The sequence below is a fragment of the Cupriavidus sp. IDO genome, assembly GCF_000812465.1.
Classification (GTDB): domain Bacteria; phylum Pseudomonadota; class Gammaproteobacteria; order Burkholderiales; family Burkholderiaceae; genus Cupriavidus.
Genome location: NZ_JWMA01000190.1, coordinates 16,370 through 35,355, shown reverse-complemented (window position 1 = coordinate 35,355; position 18,986 = coordinate 16,370). Strand labels below are relative to the sequence as shown.

At 65.9% G+C, this 18,986-nt stretch carries 18 protein-coding genes; 12 read left to right on the top strand and 6 right to left on the bottom strand.

What is annotated here, in order from left to right; genetic code table 11:
* Positions 1 to 65 precede the first annotated feature (65 nt).
* The 3 genes from RM96_RS33730 to RM96_RS33720 are packed head-to-tail and all read right to left on the bottom strand — an operon-like array spanning position 66 to position 1,926.
* Positions 66 to 680, bottom strand: a complete 615-nt coding sequence (locus RM96_RS33730; RefSeq protein WP_039016104.1) for a YidB family protein — start codon at positions 678 to 680, stop codon at positions 66 to 68.
* A 53-nt stretch (positions 681 to 733) separates the two neighbouring features.
* Positions 734 to 1,495: a 16S rRNA (uracil(1498)-N(3))-methyltransferase gene (locus RM96_RS33725; protein WP_039016103.1), complete on the bottom strand. Its 762-nt coding sequence runs from the start codon at positions 1,493 to 1,495 to the stop codon at positions 734 to 736.
* The gene (locus tag RM96_RS33720; protein ID WP_039016102.1) at positions 1,495 to 1,926 is read right to left on the bottom strand and encodes a VOC family protein; all 432 of its coding nucleotides are present in this window, start codon (positions 1,924 to 1,926) and stop codon (positions 1,495 to 1,497) included. The genes RM96_RS33725 and RM96_RS33720 overlap by 1 nt, the downstream gene beginning before the upstream one ends.
* A gap of 299 nt (positions 1,927 to 2,225) precedes the next feature.
* Here RM96_RS33720 and tkt point away from each other — a divergent pair, with 299 nt between their 5' ends.
* Positions 2,226 to 4,259: a transketolase gene (gene tkt, locus RM96_RS33715; RefSeq protein WP_193752573.1), complete on the top strand. Its 2,034-nt coding sequence runs from the start codon at positions 2,226 to 2,228 to the stop codon at positions 4,257 to 4,259.
* An 84-nt stretch (positions 4,260 to 4,343) separates the two neighbouring features.
* Complete coding sequence (gene gap, locus RM96_RS33710; RefSeq protein ID WP_039016100.1) at positions 4,344 to 5,342, top strand: type I glyceraldehyde-3-phosphate dehydrogenase; 999 nt, start codon at positions 4,344 to 4,346, stop codon at positions 5,340 to 5,342.
* A 65-nt stretch (positions 5,343 to 5,407) separates the two neighbouring features.
* On the opposite strand, the gene RM96_RS33705 is transcribed toward gap, so the two are convergent.
* Entirely contained in the window at positions 5,408 to 6,016 is a 609-nt protein-coding gene (locus tag RM96_RS33705; protein ID WP_039016099.1) for a flavin reductase family protein, read from the bottom strand.
* A 270-nt stretch (positions 6,017 to 6,286) separates the two neighbouring features.
* Here RM96_RS33705 and RM96_RS33700 point away from each other — a divergent pair, with 270 nt between their 5' ends.
* On the top strand, positions 6,287 to 7,276 hold the full coding sequence (locus RM96_RS33700; RefSeq protein WP_039016098.1) for a LysR family transcriptional regulator: 990 nt from the start codon (positions 6,287 to 6,289) through the stop codon (positions 7,274 to 7,276).
* Between the two features lie 98 nt (positions 7,277 to 7,374).
* Here the strand turns inward: RM96_RS33700 and fur are convergent, their stop codons facing one another.
* Complete coding sequence (gene fur, locus RM96_RS33695; RefSeq protein ID WP_039016097.1) at positions 7,375 to 7,806, bottom strand: ferric iron uptake transcriptional regulator; 432 nt, start codon at positions 7,804 to 7,806, stop codon at positions 7,375 to 7,377.
* Between the two features lie 188 nt (positions 7,807 to 7,994).
* On the opposite strand from fur, the gene RM96_RS33690 reads away from it, so the two are divergent.
* From RM96_RS33690 to RM96_RS33650, 9 genes are all read left to right on the top strand, one after another.
* Positions 7,995 to 8,660, top strand: a complete 666-nt coding sequence (locus RM96_RS33690; RefSeq protein ID WP_039016096.1) for an outer membrane protein assembly factor BamE — start codon at positions 7,995 to 7,997, stop codon at positions 8,658 to 8,660.
* 110 nt (positions 8,661 to 8,770) lie between these two features.
* Entirely contained in the window at positions 8,771 to 9,568 is a 798-nt protein-coding gene (dapB, locus tag RM96_RS33685; protein WP_039016095.1) for a 4-hydroxy-tetrahydrodipicolinate reductase, read from the top strand.
* 182 nt (positions 9,569 to 9,750) lie between these two features.
* The gene (leuS, locus tag RM96_RS33680) at positions 9,751 to 12,372 is read left to right on the top strand and encodes a leucine--tRNA ligase (protein WP_039016094.1); all 2,622 of its coding nucleotides are present in this window, start codon (positions 9,751 to 9,753) and stop codon (positions 12,370 to 12,372) included.
* A 47-nt stretch (positions 12,373 to 12,419) separates the two neighbouring features.
* The gene (locus RM96_RS33675; RefSeq protein ID WP_039016093.1) at positions 12,420 to 12,935 is read left to right on the top strand and encodes an LPS-assembly lipoprotein LptE; all 516 of its coding nucleotides are present in this window, start codon (positions 12,420 to 12,422) and stop codon (positions 12,933 to 12,935) included.
* A gap of 23 nt (positions 12,936 to 12,958) precedes the next feature.
* Positions 12,959 to 14,017 carry a DNA polymerase III subunit delta gene (gene holA / locus RM96_RS33670; RefSeq protein WP_039016092.1) on the top strand — a complete coding sequence of 353 codons (1,059 nt, stop codon included), beginning with the start codon at positions 12,959 to 12,961 and terminating at the stop codon, positions 14,015 to 14,017.
* A gap of 82 nt (positions 14,018 to 14,099) precedes the next feature.
* The gene (locus tag RM96_RS33665; RefSeq protein ID WP_039016146.1) at positions 14,100 to 15,380 is read left to right on the top strand and encodes a glutamate-5-semialdehyde dehydrogenase; all 1,281 of its coding nucleotides are present in this window, start codon (positions 14,100 to 14,102) and stop codon (positions 15,378 to 15,380) included.
* A gap of 46 nt (positions 15,381 to 15,426) precedes the next feature.
* Entirely contained in the window at positions 15,427 to 15,849 is a 423-nt protein-coding gene (locus RM96_RS33660) for a CopD family protein (RefSeq protein WP_039016091.1), read from the top strand.
* Positions 15,850 to 15,887: 38 nt separating this feature from the next.
* The gene (locus RM96_RS33655) at positions 15,888 to 16,493 is read left to right on the top strand and encodes a 2-hydroxychromene-2-carboxylate isomerase (protein WP_039016090.1); all 606 of its coding nucleotides are present in this window, start codon (positions 15,888 to 15,890) and stop codon (positions 16,491 to 16,493) included.
* Between the two features lie 69 nt (positions 16,494 to 16,562).
* A complete protein-coding gene (locus RM96_RS33650; protein ID WP_039016089.1) occupies positions 16,563 to 17,816 on the top strand; it encodes a THUMP domain-containing class I SAM-dependent RNA methyltransferase in 1,254 nt (417 codons plus the stop codon).
* A 21-nt stretch (positions 17,817 to 17,837) separates the two neighbouring features.
* On the opposite strand, the gene RM96_RS33645 is transcribed toward RM96_RS33650, so the two are convergent.
* Positions 17,838 to 18,884: a response regulator gene (locus tag RM96_RS33645; protein ID WP_039016145.1), complete on the bottom strand. Its 1,047-nt coding sequence runs from the start codon at positions 18,882 to 18,884 to the stop codon at positions 17,838 to 17,840.
* Between the last annotated feature and the right edge of the window lie 102 nt (positions 18,885 to 18,986).

Here is an 18,986-nt window from a genome sequence, read left to right as displayed (position 1 = left end):
GGCGGCGGCTTTCCCGTAAGAAAAAAGCCCGCGATCTGCGGGCTTTTTTCATCCTCAGGCGGTGATTATTCCGATGCCGGGACGTGGCCGTGCGGTGTCAGGCGGTCGATCAGTTCCGGCAGGCCTTCGCTGAGGTGGGCGGCGACGTCGTCCTGCGACATTCCCGTCGACTGGGCCAGCGAGGCAATGGCACCGGTATCGCCCAGCGCGCTGCTCAGGTCCGACGGCGTAACCGGCTGGTTGGCGCCGCTGCCGATCCAGGAATTTACCTGCTCGCCGAGCCCTGCATGCGCAAGCACCTCCTGCAGCGCGCCAATGCCGCCGGCTGCCGCACCCATTGCCTGGCTATTGGCCGGGGCACCGCCCTGGCCGCCAAGGAGTCCGCCCAGCAGCGAGCCCAGGTCCAGGCCGCCGGCCTGGCCACCGGCGCCGCCTCCCGTCAGCCCGCCCAGCAGTCCGCCCAGGCTGCCGAGTCCGCCAAGGCCGCCCGACGCATCGTCATGGCCGGCTTCCGCGGCGCCGGTTTGCGCGCCACCCTTGCTGCGCATCGCCAGCATGGCCAGCAGGCCAAGCGCCATCATCAGCTTCGGGTTCAGGCCGCCGGCGCTTTCGCCTTCGCCCTGGCGCGCGCCGCCGAGCTGTCCGAGCACACCGCCCAGCACGCTATCGAGTAGTCCCATGATCGACTCCTGTCCATGAAGATGGCAGCGGGCCGGATATTGCCCGGCTGCCATCAGAATCCGCCAAGGATGGCGTTCAATGTCGCCAGGCATGCCAGCCCGGCGGTTTCGGTCCGCAGAATGCGCGGGCCGAGTGACACTGCGGTGAAGCCGGCCTTCAACGCGTCCGATTCCTCGTCTGGCGAAAGCCCACCCTCCGGCCCGATCAGCAGCGTGACGCCGCCTGCGAGCCATTCGGCACGGCGGCTGGCCGCAAGCGCCGGCAGGGAATGCGTGGCGCGCGGCGACAGCAGCAGGCGTTCGCCGCTTTCGCTGCTATTGCCCGAACGCCCGAGCCATGACTCCAAGTTAGCGACCGGCGCCACCTCGGGCAAGCGATTGCGTCCGCATTGTTCGCAGGCCGCCTCGACCAGCGCCTGCCAGTGTGCCTGCCGCTTGAGCGCACGGTCACCCGTCAGCCTGACAACCGAGCGGCTGGCGTGCAGCGGCTGAATCGCAGTCACGCCCAGCTCGACGGCCTTTTCGATCAGCCAGTCCATCTTGTCGCCGCCGGCCAGCCCCTGCGCCAGTGTGACGCGGAACGGCAGTTCGGCCTCGGTGGCGTCATGCGCGCCGATGCGTGCCACGGCGTGCCGCTTGCCGAGGTCGACCAGTGTGGCCGCATGGCTGCCGCCACGACCGTCGAAGAGCGTGATGGCGTCGCCCGGCACCAGTCGCAGGACCTGCGCATGCCGGACTACTGCTTCAGGGAGTTCGTAATCGGTGTCGGCAGCCAGTCGTGCGTCTGCCGTGCCAACAAAAAAACGCGGTGGCATCAGCTCGCCTTGCCTTGCTCGTTGCCGGCGATGGGCTTGCCAAAACCCCAGCGGTAGCCGTCGGGATCTTCCACCATGCAGTAGCGGTCGCCCCAGAACTGGTCAGCGGGCGCCATCAGGCTGACCGCGCCGGCGGCGACGGCCTGCGCATGCATGGCGTCGACATCGTCGCAATAGACATAAAAGGTCTGCGGACATTCGACGCCGAGCGAGCGCGGCGTGCGCGCCGTGCTGCCCCACGCGCCCTCGGGCGCGAACATCACCACCAGTTCGCCCTTGTAATGCATCTCCGCATGGGTGGGCACGCCGTTTTCATCGACGACGTTGCCGGCGGCAAAGCCGAAGGCGCGGTTGTAGAACTCGAGCGCGGCGCGGCCGTTGCTGACGGTCAGGTAGGGGGTGAGCCAGGGGGTGTTGGCCGGTCTCGTCATGATCGTCTCCAGGAAACGGGAAACCTCGCGCGGCGAATGCCGGCATCGATGCCAGGCGGGCGCGCGGTGCGAATGTGAATCTTACGCGGGACCGCCGGCGCTGTCGAAGAGGGTTTACGGGTGACGCGGCAGCAATAAATGTGATGTTCAGGTTGCCACCGTCGGGGCAGGGCCGGCACGGCTCCTGACGGGCGCCCGGCCGCGCCCTGGCGGAGGGGGGCCGCAACGTCCGGAAATACCCGATGCTTCTGCTAAAATTGCGGTTTTCCCGCCGTCAGGCTCACGCCCGAATCCGCCGCATGTCCGCCCTTGCTCATCCCGCCACAAGTCCCTTTGCTTCCCAGCCGGCCAAGCTGATGGCCGATGCCATCCGTGTGCTTGCCATGGACGCCGTCCAGCAAGCCAACTCTGGCCACCCCGGTGCGCCGATGGGGATGGCGGATATCGCCGTGGCCCTGTGGGGCCGGCATCTGAAGCACAACCCGGCCAACCCGACGTGGGCGGACCGCGACCGCTTCGTGCTGTCGAATGGCCACGGCTCGATGCTGATCTACGCGCTGCTGCACCTGACCGGCTACGACCTGCCGGTCGGCGAGCTGAAGAACTTCCGCCAGTTGCACAGCAAGACGGCCGGGCACCCGGAATACGGCATCACCCCGGGCGTCGAGACGACCACCGGCCCGCTCGGCCAGGGCATCACCAATGCGGTCGGCATGGCGCTGGCCGAAAGCCTGCTCGGCGAAGAGTTCAACCGCCCGGGCTTCGACATCGTCAATCACCACACCTATGTCTTCCTCGGTGACGGCTGCCTGATGGAAGGCATCAGCCACGAGGCCTGCTCGCTGGCCGGCACGCTCAAGCTGAACAAGCTGATCGCGTTCTGGGATGACAACGGCATCTCGATCGATGGCGACGTGGTGCACTGGTTCAACGACGACACCCCGAAGCGCTTCGAAGCCTACGGCTGGAACGTGATCCGCGACATCGACGGCCACGACGTGACCGCCGTAGACCTCGCCATCTCGCAGGCCAAGGCCAGCGACAAGCCGACCCTGATCTGCTGCCGCACCAAGATCGGCAAGGGCGCGCCCAACAAGGAAGGCGGCCACGACGTGCACGGCGCCCCGCTGGGCGGGGCCGAAGTGCTGGCCACGCGCGAGGCGCTGGGCTGGGCCCACGCGCCGTTCGAGGTGCCGGCCGAGGTCTACGACGCCTGGGACGCCAGGGCTAACGGCCAGGCGCTGGAGCGTGCCTGGAGCGCGCTGTTCGACGCCTACGCCGAGCGCCACCCGTATGAAGCCGGCGAATTCCAGCGCCGCATGCGCGGCGACCTGCCGGGCTCGTTCGACGCCGCCGTGGACGCCTTCATTGCCAAGTGCGAAGAAAAGGCCGAGACCATCGCCACCCGCAAGGCCAGCCAGAACACCATCGAAGCCTTCGGCCCGGTGCTGCCCGAGTTCCTGGGCGGCTCGGCCGACCTGACCGGCTCGAACCTGACCAACTGGTCGGGCAGCCAGGCTGTTCGTGTGGATGCCTGGGGCAACCACATCAACTACGGCGTGCGCGAGTTCGGCATGAGCGCGGTCATGAACGGCATCACGCTGCATGGCGGCTACATTCCCTACGGCGCCACGTTCCTGACGTTCTCGGACTACAGCCGCAACGCGCTGCGCATGGCGGCGCTGATGAAGATCCGCACGCTGTTCGTGTTCACCCATGACTCCATCGGCCTGGGCGAAGACGGCCCGACCCACCAGTCGATCGAACACGTCGCCAGCCTGCGCCTGATCCCGAACATGGACGTCTGGCGTACCGCCGACACCACCGAGACCGCCGTGGCCTGGGCCGAGGCGATCCGCCGCGAGAACGGCCCGAGCTGCCTGATCTTCAGCCGCCAGAACCTGCCGTTCCAGCGCCGCGACGACGCCACCCGCGCCAATATCGGGCGTGGCGGCTACGTGCTGCGCGACAGCGTGAACCCGAAGACCGGCCGTCCGGACGCCGTGATCCTCGCTACCGGCTCGGAAGTGGGCCTGGCCGTCGGCGCAGCCGACGCGCTGGCTACGGAAGGCGTGCACGTGCGCGTGGTGTCGGTGCCGGCCACCACCGTGTTCGACAAGCAGGACACCGCGTACAAGGCCAGCGTGCTGCCGGCCGGCGTGCCGCGCGTGGCGGTCGAGGCGGGCGTGACGGACTTCTGGTGGAAGTACCAGGTCCAGGCGGTGGTGGGTATCGACACCTTCGGTGAATCGGCCCCGGCCGGCGTGCTGTTCAAGCACTTCGGCTTCACCGTGGAAAACGTCGTCCGAACGGTAAAAGACACCCTTATCTAAGCATCCTGGCGCTGCAGCCGCGTGGTGCGCCGCGCGGCCCGTGCGGTGCCCACCGGTTTCAATCGATCCTCAGGAGAGACAGTCATGACCATCAAGATCGGCATCAACGGCTTCGGCCGCATCGGACGCATGGTGTTCCGTGCCGCCGTCGCCAATTTCAAGGACATCGAAGTCGTTGGCATCAACGACCTGCTGGAGCCCGACTACCTGGCGTACATGCTGAAATACGACTCGGTGCACGGCCGCTTTGACGGCGAAGTGTCGGTCGACGGCAACACCCTGGTCGTCAACGGCAAGAAGATCCGCCTGACCGCGGTCAAGGATCCGGCCGAGCTGAAGTGGGGCGAGATCGGCGCCGACGTGGTGGTCGAGTCGACCGGCATCTTCCTGACCAAGGAAGGCGCGCAGAAGCATATCGACGCAGGCGCGAAGAAGGTGATCATGTCGGCCCCGTCCAAGGACGACACCCCGATGTTCGTGTACGGCGTGAACCACGAGACGTACAAGGGCGAAGCGATCATCTCGAACGCCAGCTGCACCACCAACTGCCTGGCCCCGGTTGCCAAGGTGCTGAACGACAAGTGGGGCATCAAGCGCGGCCTGATGACCACCGTGCACGCCGCCACCGCCACCCAGAAGACCGTCGACGGCCCGTCCAACAAGGACTGGCGCGGCGGCCGCGGCATCCTGGAAAACATCATCCCGTCGTCGACCGGCGCTGCCAAGGCCGTTGGCGTGGTGATCCCGCAGCTGAACAAGAAGCTGACCGGCATGTCGTTCCGCGTGCCGACCTCGGACGTGTCGGTGGTCGACCTGACCGTCGAGCTGGACAAGCCGGCCACGTACGAAGAAATCTGCGCCGAAATGAAGGCACAGAGCCAGGGCGCACTGAAGGGCGTGCTGGGCTACACCGAAGACAAGGTCGTTGCCACCGATTTCCGTGGCGATGCCCGCACCTCGATCTTCGACGCCGAAGCCGGTATCGCGCTGGACTCGACCTTCATCAAGGTCGTGAGCTGGTACGACAACGAGTGGGGCTACTCGAACAAGGTGCTGGAAATGGTCCGCGTCGCGGCCAAGTAATCCGGCACCTTCTGCGGAAAGAGAAACGCGCCTTCGGGCGCGTTTTTTTATGCCGGCGCGGATTGTCAGGCGGTGCCGCGAGGCTGCAGCGGGCGCGCGTCCACGGCGGCGCCGTCGACCAGGAAGTGGCCGCCGGCCACGTGGTGGATGGTCCGCAGGGCGTCGTGGCCCTCGAAATGCCAGCGTCCGTTGCTGAACACGCGCGAGTCCGCAAGCGCGGCGATGACCTCGCCCAGGAACAGGTCATAGGTCTGCTGGGTGGCCGGCTCCGGCAGCAGCCGGCATTCCAGCCACGCGGCGCAACCTTCCAGCAGCGGGGCGGCGACCTTGGTGCCGGCAAAGGTCTGCAGGCCGAAGGTGTCGAACTTGTCGGTGCCAGACTGCTCGGAGAGCACCAGGCCGGAACTGGAGCCAAGGGCCTCGGTCAGGTCGACCTGGCTGACCGTGGGGACTTGCAGGACAAACTCCCCGCTTTCCTCAAGCAGCCGGCGGGTCCATGTGCTCTTGTCCAGGACCACGGCTACCTTGGGCGGCGAGAAATCGAGCGGCATGGCCCAGGCGGCCGCCATGATGTTGCGCCTGCCGCCGGACGCGGCACTGACCAGGACGGTCGGGCCATGGTTGAGCAGGCGGTAGGCTTTGGACAGGTCGACGGGGCGTCGGTGTGCAGGCATGATCACGATTGCGGGACGGGACAATCGGACTATACGCCCTCAGGCGCCGAAGCAGCTGGTTCCGGAAATGTCAACTATCTGCATGGATTGGCGGCAAATTTGGCTTTTTTTGCCCGAATCTTCCTAGCGCCAGTATGCGAGAAATGTCGAATCTGCTTTCCGAGGCAGTTTTTTCCTCTTACACTACTAAGAAGCCGTTGAAATCTGATGTGCAGCCAGTGCAAGTGGTGGGGCCATCTATGATGTGAATAATCTGACCAGGGCCTGATCATGGTGAATGTAGACACCAAGCTTCTTGTGATCTTCACCGAACTGCTGAGCAAGCGGAACGCGACCTATGTCGCGGAGAAAATGCACATGACGGCCCCCGCTGTGTCGCATTCGCTGGGCCGGCTGCGTGAAATCTTCGACGATCCGCTTTTCATCCGGGTGCCACACGGCCTGACGCCGACCCCGCGTGCACTCGAACTCGGCCCCAAGATCCGCGACATGCTGGACCTCTGGTCGTCGATCAACGAGGGCGATGCCGACAACTTCGATCCGGCCATTGCCACGGGCACGCTCAACATCGGCTTCGCGGCGGAGCTGGGCGATACGGTCTTCAACCGTTTTATCCTGCGCATCAAGCAGCTGGCGCCGGAACTGCATATCAAGCTGGTTGAATCCCATTCGTGGGAGTCCGACGTGGCATCGATGCGTGCCAACGAGCTGGACCTTGCGTTTTCGCCGTTCCCGACCCGCCATCCGGAAATCGTCGAGGAGATGGTCACGTCGCTGAGCCTGTGGGTTTGCGCGCGCAAGAACCATCCGCTGCTCAAGGGCCATTGCTCGCTCGAGCAATATCTCGACTGCGGCCATATCTTCATGGCGCATTCCGGCGGCTCCGGCCGTCCGGCGCCTTCGCTGATTCCGCTCGACTACGCGCTGCAGCAGCGCGGCCTGAAGCGCAATGCGACGCTGACGGTGCATTCGTGGCGTGCCCAGGCCGAACTTGCGGCGCAGACCGACATGATCTTCACCGTCAACGCGCTGACCAAGGACATGGCGTGCGAAACCTACGGCCTGAAGGCGTTCCCGCTGCCGGCCGAGCTGAACACGACGCTGGGCCTCAACATGTTCTGGCACCGCAGCCGTAACACGCACCCGATGCTGGTGTGGGCACGCGGGCTGTTCCGCCAGGTCGTGGGCGAGTTCGTCGGCATGCCGGCGGTGCCGCGCACGCTGCGCGTGGTGGCTGAGCAGGATCTGCAGGAACCCTGAGCGGGCTTTCCGGGCTTTCCACAAGCAGCAACAAAAAACCGGCGCCAGGCGCCGGTTTTTTGTTTGCCGCGGTGTCCGCATGAGCGGACCCGCCTGGCTTATCGTTTGGGTCTGTAGGGACAGTCGTTCTTGGTGCAATTGCCGTACAGCGACAACGCATGTTCCTGCAGGGCAAAACCGCGCTCGCGCGCAATGCTTTGCTGGCGGTGCTCGATATCGGAATCGTAGAATTCCTCGACGCGGCCGCAGTCGAGGCAAACCAGATGGTCGTGGTGCTTGCCTTCGTTGAGTTCGAAAATGGCTTTGCCGGATTCGAAGTTGTTGCGCGACAGCAGGCCAGCCTGTTCGAACTGCGTCAGCACCCGGTATACGGTCGCCAGGCCGATATCCATATGCTCGTTCAGCAGGATTCGGTAGACGTCTTCCGCGCTCAGGTGCCTCTGCTCGCTGGTCTGAAAAATTTCAAGAATCTTCAGCCTGGGCACGGTCGCCTTCAGGCCGATGTTCTTGAGGTCCGCCGGACTCGGCATGGGCGTGACTCCCTAGAGTACAATGTCTCGATAGTTGAATCATAAGGGTTTTGGCGACAAAAGTCGCCCATGGTGCCATGGCGAGCGCCTGCGGCGTTGCCCGCCGGATGCCATCGTGGCCACGGTGGTCGCCGCAAGGCGCACCCGCCGTAATCGGCACTTTTCTCTCCCTTCCAGAAGCGAGATACATGCGTTCATTCCGTTCGTCCGCCATGCGCCCGACGCTGGTTATTTCCCTGCTGGCCTCGGCATTGCTGGCCGGCGCGTGCTCGACCTACGACTCCACGTCGCGCAAGGTCGCCAACGCCATTACGCCCTACCGGATCAATATCGTGCAGGGCAACTTCGTATCGCGCGAAGCTGCCTCGCAACTGCGCGAAGGCATGACGCGCGACCAGGTCAAGTTCCTGCTCGGCACGCCGCTGCTGACCGACGTGTTCCACGCCAACCGCTGGGACTATGTGTTCTCGTTCCGCCGCGGCAATACCCCGGTGGTGCAGCAGCGCCGTTACACGGTGTTCTTCGAGGGCGACAAGCTGGTCAAGTTTGGCGGCGACGAACTGCCGTCCGAATATGAGCTGATTGCCGAAATCGACGGCATGAAGAAGGCGCTCAAGGACCAGACCCCGGGCAAGATCATAACCAGCTCTAGCTCTAGCTCTAGCTCTAGCCCTAGCCCTAGCTCCGGTTCCGGTTCCAGCGCGGAAGCCCCTGCTGCGGGGACTACGCTCGAGAATTTTGTGCCTGCGCCGTCGCCGGATCCGGCAGCCGCAGCAGCCCCGGCGACCGCGCCGGCTGCAGCCGCACCGGCAGAGGCCGCAAAGCAGGCCGACGCGCCCAAACCGGCGCAGTGACCCGCGCGCCGCGCCCGCCGCGCGGCAGCCGGCCTGGCTCCGGAAGCGCCCCGATCATCAGGCCGGTCTCGTGCGACCGGCCGTTTTCCAATCCAGCTGAGCAAAACACCATGAACATCGCCATCGCAGGCGCCTCCGGCCGCATGGGCCGCATGCTGATCGAACACGTGCTGAATACCGAGGGCGTGAGCCTGGCGGGCGCGCTCGACGTGCCGGGATCGCCGGCGCTGGGCCAGGATGCGGGCCTGCTGCTGGGCCGCCAGACCGGCGTGGTGATCAGCTCCGACCTGGAAGCTGTGTTGGCTGGCGCGGACTGCCTGATCGACTTCACCCGCCCTGAAGGCACGCTGGCGCACGTGGCCGCGGCGAAGAAGCTGGGCGTGAAGATGGTGATCGGCACCACCGGCTTCGACGAGGCCGGCAAGGCGGCGCTGGCCGAGGCCGCCAAGTCGATCGGTATCGTCTTCGCCGCCAACTTCAGCGTTGGCGTCAATGCCACGTTCAAGCTGCTGGAAGTGGCCGCCAGGCTGCTGTCGACCGGCTATGACATCGAAGTGATCGAAGCCCACCACCGCTTCAAGGTCGATGCCCCGTCCGGCACCGCGCTGAAGATGGGCGAGGTGATCGCTGAAGCGCTTGGCCGCAACCTGAAGACCTGCGCCGTCTACGCGCGCGAGGGCCACACCGGCGAGCGCGACCCGAACTCCATCGGCTTTGCCACCGTGCGCGGCGGCGATATCGTCGGCGACCACACCGTGATGTTCGCCGGCATCGGCGAGCGCATCGAGATCAGCCACAAGTCGTCCAGCCGCCAGTCGTATGCCGACGGCGCCGTGCGCGCTGCCCGCTTCCTGGCCGACAAGCCGAACGGCCTGTTCGACATGCAGGACGTGCTAGGCCTGAAGTAAGGCCCGGCCTGGCGCGCGGGGCCGCAAGGTGGCCTGCCGCCACGGTTATAATCGACTTCTTTCGCATTGCACGCCTGGCGGGCGCCGCGCAAGCGGGCGCCCGCCGCTCACATTCCAACGATTTCCCCGGATGCCGGCAGGCCAGTTGCCGCGCAGACGTTGTCCTGACTGCTGTCCCGACCATGCAAGACAAATATCTTCCTTCCGCCGTTGAACAAGCCGCCCAGCAACACTGGCAAGCCATCGACGCCTATCGCGTGTCGGAGCATGCAGCCGGGCCCGACGGCAAGGAAAAGCCCAAGTTCTACGCCTGCTCGATGCTGCCGTATCCGTCGGGCAAGCTGCACATGGGCCACGTGCGCAACTACACCATCAACGACGTGATGGCGCGCTACCTGCGCATGAACGGCAACAACGTGCTGATGCCGATGGGCTGGGACGCCTTCGGCATGCCGGCGGAGAACGCCGCGCTCAACAACGGCGTGGCGCCGGCTGCCTGGACCTACGACAACATCGCTTACATGAAGAAGCAGATGCAGTCGATGGGCCTGGCGATCGACTGGTCGCGCGAAGTCGCCACCTGCAGCCCGGACTACTACCGCTGGAACCAGTGGCTGTTCCTGAAGATGCTGGAAAAGGGCGTCGCCTACCGCAAGACCGGTACCGTCAACTGGGACCCGGTCGACCAGACCGTGCTGGCCAACGAGCAGGTCATCGACGGCCGCGGCTGGCGTTCGGGCGCGGTGGTGGAGAAGCGCGAAATCCCGATGTACTACCTGCGCATCACCGAGTATGCGGAGGAACTGCTGGGTGACCTGGGCGGCCTGGGCTGGCCCGAGCGCGTCAAGGTGATGCAGCAGAACTGGATCGGCAAGAGCGTGGGCGTGCGCTTTGCGTTCACCCATGACATCCCGGGGGAAGACGGCAAGCCGATCAACGATGGCAAGCTGTACGTGTTCACCACGCGCGCCGACACCATCATGGGCGTGACCTTCTGCGCGGTCGCCGCCGAGCACCCGCTGGCCACACACGCCGCGCTGAGCAACCCTGAGCTCGCCGCCTTCATCGACGAATGCAAGCACGGCTCGGTCATGGAAGCCGACATGGCGACCATGGAGAAGAAGGGCATGCCGACCGGGCTGAAGGTCGTGCATCCGCTGACCGGCGAAGAGGTCGATGTCTGGGTCGGCAACTACGTGCTGATGAGCTACGGCGACGGCGCCGTGATGGGCGTGCCCGCGCACGATGAGCGCGACTTCGCCTTCGCGCTCAAGTACAAGCTGCCGATCAGGCAGGTTATCGACGTCAAGGGCCAGGCCTACTCGACCGAAGCGTGGCAGGAGTGGTACGCCGACAAGGAAAACGGCACCTGTGTCCATAGCGGCAAGTACGACGGCCTCGGCTACCAGGCTGCGGTCGACGCCATCGCCGCTGACCTCGGCGCCAAGGGCATCGGCGAGAAGAAGGTCACCTGGCGCCTGCGCGACTGGGGCATTTCGCGCCAGCGCTACTGGGGCACGCCGATCCCGCTGATCCATTGCGACAGCTGCGGTGTGGTGCCGGTCCCCGAAAAGGACCTGCCGGTGGTGCTGCCCGAGGACCTGGTGCCGGACGGCACCGGCAATCCGCTCGCCAAGGATCCGCGCTTCCTGCAGTGCACCTGCCCGTCCTGCGGCAAGCCGGCGCGCCGCGAGACCGACACGATGGATACCTTCATCGATTCGTGCTGGTATTACATGCGCTATACCTGCCCGGACGCCGCCACCATGGTCGACGGCCGCAACGATTACTGGATGCCGATGGACCAGTACATTGGCGGCATCGAGCACGCGATCCTGCACCTGTTGTACGCGCGCTTCTGGACCAAGGTCATGCGCGACCTGGGCCTGGTCAGGTTCGACGAGCCGTTCACCAACCTGCTCACGCAGGGCATGGTGCTCAACGAGACCTACTACCGCGAAGACGCCTCGGGCAAGAAGCACTGGTACAACCCTGCCGACGTCGATGTGAAGACCGATGACCGAGGCCGCCCGGTGGGCGCCACGCTCAAGGCGGATGGCCAGCCGGTGGTGATCGGCGGCGTGGAGAAGATGTCGAAGTCGAAGAACAACGGCATCGACCCGCAGGCCCTGATCGACCAGCACGGCGCCGATACCGCGCGCCTGTTCGTGATGTTTGCCGCGCCGCCCGAGCAGCAGCTCGAATGGAGCGGCTCGGGCGTGGAGGGCGCTTCGCGCTTCCTGCGCCGCGTATGGAACTACGGCTTTGCCAACGCCGCCGCGGTGCGCGATGGTGCCGGCAGCGCGGCGACCGCCGATGACTCCGGGCTGCGCCGCGAGATCCACGGCGTGCTCAAGCAGGCTAACTACGACTACCAGCGCATCCAGTACAACACCGTGGTGTCCGCCACGATGAAGATGCTCAACGCGCTCGAAGATGCCAAGACCGCCTCGCCGGCCGCGCGCCGCGAGTGCCTGGGCATCCTGCTGCGCGTGCTGTATCCGGTGGTGCCGCACATCACCCACGGGCTGTGGGAAGAACTCGGCTATGCCACCGAATTCGGCGACCTGCTCGACGCCCCGTGGCCGCAGGTCGACGAAGGCGCACTGGTGCGCAGCGAGATCGAACTGGTGCTGCAGATCAACGGCAAGGTGCGCGGCAGCATCACCGTGCCGGCCAGCGCGGACCGCGCCGCCATCGAGGCCGCGGCTGCCGCCAGCGAGGTCGTGGCGAAGTTTGCCGAGGGCAAGGCGCCGAAGAAGATCGTGGTCGTGCCCGGCCGCCTGGTCAACGTCGTACTGTAAGCAGCAAGGCCCGGAACCCGGAACCTGAGACTGAGGAATCGCCAAGAATGAACCGACTGAACATGGGTCGCCGCAAGGTACTCGCGGCCATGCTGGCAGTGCCGGCAATGGGCCTGCTGGCCGGCTGCGGCTTCCACATGCGCGGCAATTCGGATTTCGCGTTCAAGCGGCTCTATATCGGGATTCCGCCCAACACGCTGATGGGTTCGGACCTGCGCCGCGCCATCCGCGGCGGCTCCGACACGCAGATCGTCTCCGACCAGAAAGAGGCAGACGCGCTGCTTGACGTGCTGCAGGACACCCGCACCAAGACCATCCTGTCGATCACCACCGAGGGTGTGGTGCGTGAATACCGCCTGACGCAGCGCTTCAGCTTCCGTCTGCGCGACGCCACCGGCAAAGAGCTGATCCCGCCGTCGCTGCTGGTCCTGACGCGCGACCTCACCTACAACGAAGCCAACACGCTGGCCAAAGACTACGAAGAGCAGCAACTCTACCGCGACATGCAGCGCGACATCGTGCAGCAGCTGATGCGCCGGCTGGCTTCGGTCAAGGCCATCTGAGCAAGCGGCCGACAGGCACCGGGATGCAACTCAAGCTCGACGGACTGGAAGCGCACCTGCGGCAGGCCAAGGCCAAGGGCCTGGCGCCGCTTTACGTGGTGCATGGCGACGAGCACCTGCTCGTGCTGGAGGCGGTCGACCGCCTGCGCCAGACGGCGCGCGAAGCCGGCTTCACCGAGCGCGACGTGCTGGTGGCCGAACGCGGATTCCACTGGGGCCAGCTGGTCGAAGCCCAGCAATCGATGTCGCTGTTCGGCGACCGCAAGATCGTCGAACTGCGCATTCCGTCGGGCAAGCCCGGCAAGGACGGCGGCGAAGCCTTGCGCGCCGTGGCCGCCCAGCCGTCGCCGGACGTCGTGATGCTGGTCACGCTGCCGCGTCTTGATTTCGCCACTTCCAAGTCCGCATGGTTCCAGGCGCTGGAAAGCGCCGGCGTGTCGATCAAGGTCGACACCGTGGACCGCTCGCGCCTGCCGGCCTGGGTCGGCGAGCGGCTGGCCCTGCAGCAGCAGCGCGTCGAGGGCGGCGAGGCGGGGCGGCGTGCACTGCAGTTCATTGCCGACAAGGTGGAAGGCAACCTGCTCGCGGCCCACCAGGAAATCCAGAAGCTCGGGCTGCTGTACCCGCCGGGCGAGCTGAGCTTCGACCAGGTCCACGATGCAGTGCTGAACGTGGCCCGCTACGACGTATTCAAGCTGTCCGAAGCCATGCTCGGCGGCGACGTGCCGCGGCTGGTGCGCATGCTCGAGGGGCTGCGCGGCGAGGGCGAGGCCACCGTGCTGGTGCTGTGGGCGCTGACCGAGGAAATTCGCGTATTATCCAAGGTCCGGCAAGGCCTGGCGGCTGGCAAGCCCGCGGGCGTGCTGATGCGCGAACTGCGGGTCTGGGGCCCGCGCGAACGCCTCGTGCCGCAGGCCGCGCAGCGGCTTTCGCAGGCGCAGTTGGAGGCGGCGCTGGCCATGGCGGCCAGGCTGGACCGCCAGGTGAAAGGCCTGTCGGACCTGCCGCCGCCCGGCAGCAGTCCGCTGCCGGCGGAGCCGTGGGATGGCCTGCAGCAGCTTGCCCTGACGATTGCGCGCTAGCGCGCGCATCGCCTGCGCCGGCGGGCCCGCCCCGCAACGCTACAACACACGCATCGAAGGCAGGATTTTCCTGGCCATGAACATGAACGAGCTCGACCTCAACCAATACATGGACCGCGTCGGCCGCCAGGCCCGCGCAGCTTCGCGCGCGATGGCGCGTGCCTCCACGGCCGACAAGAACCGTGCGCTGCTGACCATTGCCGCCGCCATCCGCCGCGATGCCGGCAAGCTGAAGGCGATCAATGCGCGCGACGTCGAGCGTGCCCGCGCCAACGGCCAGGACGCCGCCTTCGTCGACCGCCTGACGCTGTCGGACAAGGCCATCGACACCATGGCCGCGGGCCTTGAGCAGATCGTCGCGCTGGCCGATCCGATCGGCGAGATCTCCAACATGAAGTTCCGGCCGACCGGCATCCAGGTTGGCCAGATGCGCGTGCCGCTGGGCGTGATCGGCATCATCTACGAGTCGCGCCCCAACGTGACCATCGATGCGGCGGCGCTGTGCCTGAAATCGGGCAACGCCACCATCCTGCGCGGTGGCTCGGAAGCGATCGAATCGAATACCGCGCTCGCGGCGCTGGTGGCCGAGGGCCTGGCAGCGGCCGGGCTGCCGTCCGAGGCCGTGCAGGTCATCGAAACCACCGACCGCGCCGCGGTCGGCCGCCTGATCACCATGACGGAATACGTCGACGTGATCGTGCCGCGCGGCGGCAAGAGCCTGATCGCCCGCCTGATCGAAGAGGGGCGCGTGCCGATGATCAAGCACCTGGACGGCATCTGCCATGTCTACATCGACGCCGATGCCGACCTGGAGAAGGCCGTGCGCGTCTGCGACAACGCCAAGACCCAGCGCTACGCGCCGTGCAATACGATGGAGACGCTGCTGGTGTCGAAGGACATCGCCGCGGCCGCGCTGCCGCCGCTGTGCCGCATCTACCAGGAGAAGGGCGTCGAGCTGCGCGTCTGCCCGGCCACCCGCGCGACGCTGGAAGCCGCGGGCTTCAGCGGGCTGGTCGATGCCAGCGAAGAAGACTGGCGCCTGGAATACCTCGCGCCGATCCTGGCCATCCGCACCGTCGCGGGCCTGGACGAGGCCGTTGCCCACATCAACGAATACGGCTCGCACCACACCGATTCGATCATCACCGAGAACTACTCGACGGGCATGCGCTTTATCCGTGAAGTCGATTCGGCCAGCGTGATGATCAATGCCTCGACGCGCTTTGCGGATGGCTTCGAGTACGGACTGGGCGCGGAGATCGGCATCTCGAACGACAAGCTGCACGCACGCGGCCCGGTCGGGCTGGAAGGGCTGACCTCGCTCAAATACGTGGTGTTCGGCCACGGCGAGATCCGGACCTGACGCTCCGCCCCAAAAAACAACAACAATCGTTCTCACAAGTCTTTCGATGCTCTGGGTCAAAGCGCTGCATATCGTCTTCGTCGTTTCGTGGTTCGCCGGCCTGTTCTACCTGCCGCGCATCTTCGTCAACCTGGCGATGGAGACGGACCCGGCCAGCACGCAGCGCCTGTTGCTGATGGCGCGCAAGCTGTACCGCTTCATGACGATGCTGGCGGTGCCGGCGCTGGTGTTCGGCCTGTGGCTGTACCTCGGCTACGGCATCGGCCGCGGCGCGGGGCAGGGCTGGATGCATGCCAAGCTGGCGCTGGTGCTGGTGCTGATCGGTTACCACCACGGCTGCGGCGTGCTGCTGCGCAAATTCGAAGCGGGGCGCAATGCGCGTTCCCACAAGTTCTATCGCTGGTTCAACGAACTGCCGGTGCTGGTGCTGCTGGCTGTCGTGATTCTGGTGGTGGTCAAGCCTTTCTGATATCCGGCGCCGCCTGGAAAATCCTTACTGAGATCAAGATGAGCAAGCAGGTCGACTACTATCTCACCCCGCAGTCGCCGTTCGTATACCTGGGCCATGAGCGCTTTGCCGCCATTGCGGCGCGGCACGGCGTGCAGGTCAACCTGAAGCCGTGCGACCTGGGCAAGGTATTCTCGGTCTCCGGCGGTCTGCCGCTGGCCCAGCGCCCGCCGCAGCGGCAGGCTTACCGCCTGGTCGAGCTGGCACGCTGGAGCGAGTACCTCGGCCTGCCGCTGAATGCGAACCCGACCTACTTCCCGGTGTCCGGCGATGCGGCCAGCAAGCTCATCATCGCCACGCAGCTGGCCCACGGCACCGCGCGCGCGATGCAGCTGACCGGTGCCATCGGCGCGGCGGTCTGGGCGCAGCAGCGCAATATCGCCGATGCCGCCACGCTGGCGCAGCTGGCCGACGAAGCGGGCCTGGACGGCAACAGCCTGCTCAAGGCCAGCGATGCCCAGGCGGTGCAGGCTGCCTACGCGCAGAACACCCAGGACGCGATTTCGGCCGGCGTGTTCGGCGCGCCCTGGTATGTCCATGACGGCCAGCCGTACTGGGGCCAGGATCGCCTGGACTTCCTTGATCGAGCATTGGCAGCCAGCTAAGTCCTCGTCTACGCTAATCTGAGTCCCGTCCGCCACGGCGGACGTTTTTGTTTGCAGGAACCGCATCCCATGACCCAAGCCTTCTTTGCCCCTTGCCCGCGCGGCCTCGAGAGCGCGCTCGCCGAAGAACTGCGCGAGATCGCTGCCCGGCCCGGGATGGCGGCGCTGGCGCCGTTCGAGGTGCATCGCGAAATGCCGGGCGGTGTCAGCTTCTCAGGCGAGATGGCGGCGGCCTACGCGGTCAATTTGCACTCGCGCATTGCCAGCCGCGTGCTGATGCGCGTGGCGGCGCGCGGCTACCGGCATGAGGACGACATCTACTCGCTCGCGCGCAGCCAGCGCTGGGAGCAGTGGTTCTCGCCGGACGAGTCGCTGCGCGTGGACGTCACCTCGCACAAGTCGCCGCTGCGCAGCCTGAATTTCACCGCCTTGCGGGTCAAGGACGGCATCTGCGACGCCATGCGCGAGCGCATGGGCGCACGGCCAAGCGTGGACACGGTCAGTCCGGATGTGCGGATCTATGCCCATCTGACCGAGCACGACTGCACGCTCTACCTCGATACCACCGGCGAGCCGCTGTTCAAGCGCGGCTGGCGCATGGAGAAGGGCGAGGCGCCGCTGAAGGAAAACCTGGCCGCCGGCATCCTGCGTCTGGCCGGCTGGGTGCCGGGCCAGACCAGCCGGCCGTTCTATGATCCGATGTGCGGCAGCGGCACGTTCCTGATCGAAGCCGCGCAGGTCGCGCTGGGCATTGCCCCGGGCGGCAGCCGCAGCTTTGCCTTCGAATGGCTCAAGGGCGCGGACACCAAGGCGTGGCAGAAGCTGAAGACCGATGCCCAGCGCGCGCGCATGCTGGCGTCGGCGGACGAACTGCAGATCGTCGGCTCCGATATCTCCACCGACATGCTGGCGATGACCCGTGCCAACTGGGAGCGCGCCGGTTTGCCGGGCGAGGCGCGCACCAAGCAGGTCGATGCACGCTTCGTGCAGCCGCCGTTCGCCGAGCCGGGGGTCATGCTGATGAATCCGCCTTACGGGGAGCGGATCGCTGTGCGTGGCCAGCGAAGGGCGCCTGACGAAGAGGCGCCGCGCGACGATGCCGAAGAAGCGGCGGCCAACGAGTTCGCCAGCGCATTCGCCACCACGCTCAAGCAGAGCTTTGCCGGCTGGCAGGCCTGGGTCTTCACCGGCGACCTGAGCTTCCCGCGCCGGCTGCGGCTGAAGGAATCGCGCCGCACGCCGCTCTACAACGGCAATATCGAATGCCGGCTGTTCCGGTTTGACATGGTGCGCGGCGGCAACCGGGCGCCGCAGGCAGACTGAGGCGAGCCGGCAGCCGCCGGCTCAGGGTCGCTTGCGGCCCGTCATCGCTTCAGCGTTGCGGGCAAAATCGGCCAGGAAGCTCTGAAAGCTGATCACCGGCTCCTCCAACAGATGGCGGGGCAGGTCGAAGAGGGCATAGAAATACTCTTCGCGGCCTTCGCAGCGTTCGGCGGGCAGGCAGTATTGCTCCCAGTCGATGCAGGCCGGCGTGTACATGCCGTTGCCCGGCCAGAAGAAGGGGATAAGGCGGCCTTCGCGCAGGCCTTCGATCAGCGCCGCCGGGGCGTCGTAGGCTTCCGCGGACTCGACCTGGCTCATCAGCCCGGACCGGGTCTCGATCACCATCAGCGTGGCGTGGCCCTGTGCGGTCAGCATCAGGATGCCGGCCGGGTTCGGATACAGGTAGTACTCGGCAAAACCGTAGCGCGCCGTGATCTGGCGTACGCGCTCGGTCATCGCGGGATCGGACAGGAACGAGAACGAGTGCCGCGTCAGCAGTTCGCGCAGCGTGCGCGACAGCGTGGCGAAATACGCGTGCTGCATTGCATCGATTTCCTGGCCCAGGCGCTCGACCATATTGCTGTCGTGCTTTTTCACATAGCGGTCGATCAGGCCATGGTTGAAGCCCTGGACGGCGATGCTTTCGTCCGCGGTACCGGTCAGCAGGATGGTCTTGCACGGCAGGTCCTGCAAGGCCTGGCAGAACTCCAGGCCGTCCATCTGCGGCATTGAATAGTCAACAACGACGACACCAGGCTGCAGGAAGCGGTTGATGTCGTGGATCTGCCGGTGGATGCGGTCGATATCCAGCTGCACCGTGCGCCGCTCGGTCAGGAATGTCAGGTCGTCGTGCGTGACCTGCACCGGCAGGAAGCCCGGGAAGCGGGTCGCATACGCCTCGCGAATCCATTGCAGGGCCTCGCGCGGGTCGGTGAACGTGACCACGGCGCGTGACGCATCCATCTGGAACGCCAGGCTGTCGATGAACGATTTGCTGTCATCGACCAGCACCGTCAGCACCGGGTGATGGAAGACCGACAGGTTCCTGTCATGCGGGTTGAATGTCATGATGCGTTCGGCTCGGGCGCCGGCAGGCAGGTAATTCGGCAGGGCAGCGGACAGGGCGTCCGCGGCCGCAGGCCAGTATAGCGCGCTGCCGCGCCCTTGCAA

Bases quoted from the DNA above. Each gene is read 5' to 3' on its own strand.
- RM96_RS33730 (WP_039016104.1), bottom strand. From the start codon at position 680: ATGGGACTACTCGATAGCGTGCTGGGCGGTGTGCTCGGACAGCTCGGC.
- RM96_RS33725 (WP_039016103.1), bottom strand. From the start codon at position 1,495: ATGCCACCGCGTTTTTTTGTTGGCACGGCAGACGCACGACTGGCTGCC.
- RM96_RS33720 (WP_039016102.1), bottom strand. From the start codon at position 1,926: ATGACGAGACCGGCCAACACCCCCTGGCTCACCCCCTACCTGACCGTC.
- tkt (WP_193752573.1), top strand. From the start codon at position 2,226: ATGTCCGCCCTTGCTCATCCCGCCACAAGTCCCTTTGCTTCCCAGCCG.
- gap (WP_039016100.1), top strand. From the start codon at position 4,344: ATGACCATCAAGATCGGCATCAACGGCTTCGGCCGCATCGGACGCATG.
- RM96_RS33705 (WP_039016099.1), bottom strand. From the start codon at position 6,016: ATGCCTGCACACCGACGCCCCGTCGACCTGTCCAAAGCCTACCGCCTG.
- RM96_RS33700 (WP_039016098.1), top strand. From the start codon at position 6,287: ATGGTGAATGTAGACACCAAGCTTCTTGTGATCTTCACCGAACTGCTG.
- fur (WP_039016097.1), bottom strand. From the start codon at position 7,806: ATGCCGAGTCCGGCGGACCTCAAGAACATCGGCCTGAAGGCGACCGTG.
- RM96_RS33690 (WP_039016096.1), top strand. From the start codon at position 7,995: ATGCGTTCATTCCGTTCGTCCGCCATGCGCCCGACGCTGGTTATTTCC.
- dapB (WP_039016095.1), top strand. From the start codon at position 8,771: ATGAACATCGCCATCGCAGGCGCCTCCGGCCGCATGGGCCGCATGCTG.
- leuS (WP_039016094.1), top strand. From the start codon at position 9,751: ATGCAAGACAAATATCTTCCTTCCGCCGTTGAACAAGCCGCCCAGCAA.
- RM96_RS33675 (WP_039016093.1), top strand. From the start codon at position 12,420: ATGAACCGACTGAACATGGGTCGCCGCAAGGTACTCGCGGCCATGCTG.
- holA (WP_039016092.1), top strand. From the start codon at position 12,959: ATGCAACTCAAGCTCGACGGACTGGAAGCGCACCTGCGGCAGGCCAAG.
- RM96_RS33665 (WP_039016146.1), top strand. From the start codon at position 14,100: ATGAACGAGCTCGACCTCAACCAATACATGGACCGCGTCGGCCGCCAG.
- RM96_RS33660 (WP_039016091.1), top strand. From the start codon at position 15,427: ATGCTCTGGGTCAAAGCGCTGCATATCGTCTTCGTCGTTTCGTGGTTC.
- RM96_RS33655 (WP_039016090.1), top strand. From the start codon at position 15,888: ATGAGCAAGCAGGTCGACTACTATCTCACCCCGCAGTCGCCGTTCGTA.
- RM96_RS33650 (WP_039016089.1), top strand. From the start codon at position 16,563: ATGACCCAAGCCTTCTTTGCCCCTTGCCCGCGCGGCCTCGAGAGCGCG.
- RM96_RS33645 (WP_039016145.1), bottom strand. From the start codon at position 18,884: ATGACATTCAACCCGCATGACAGGAACCTGTCGGTCTTCCATCACCCG.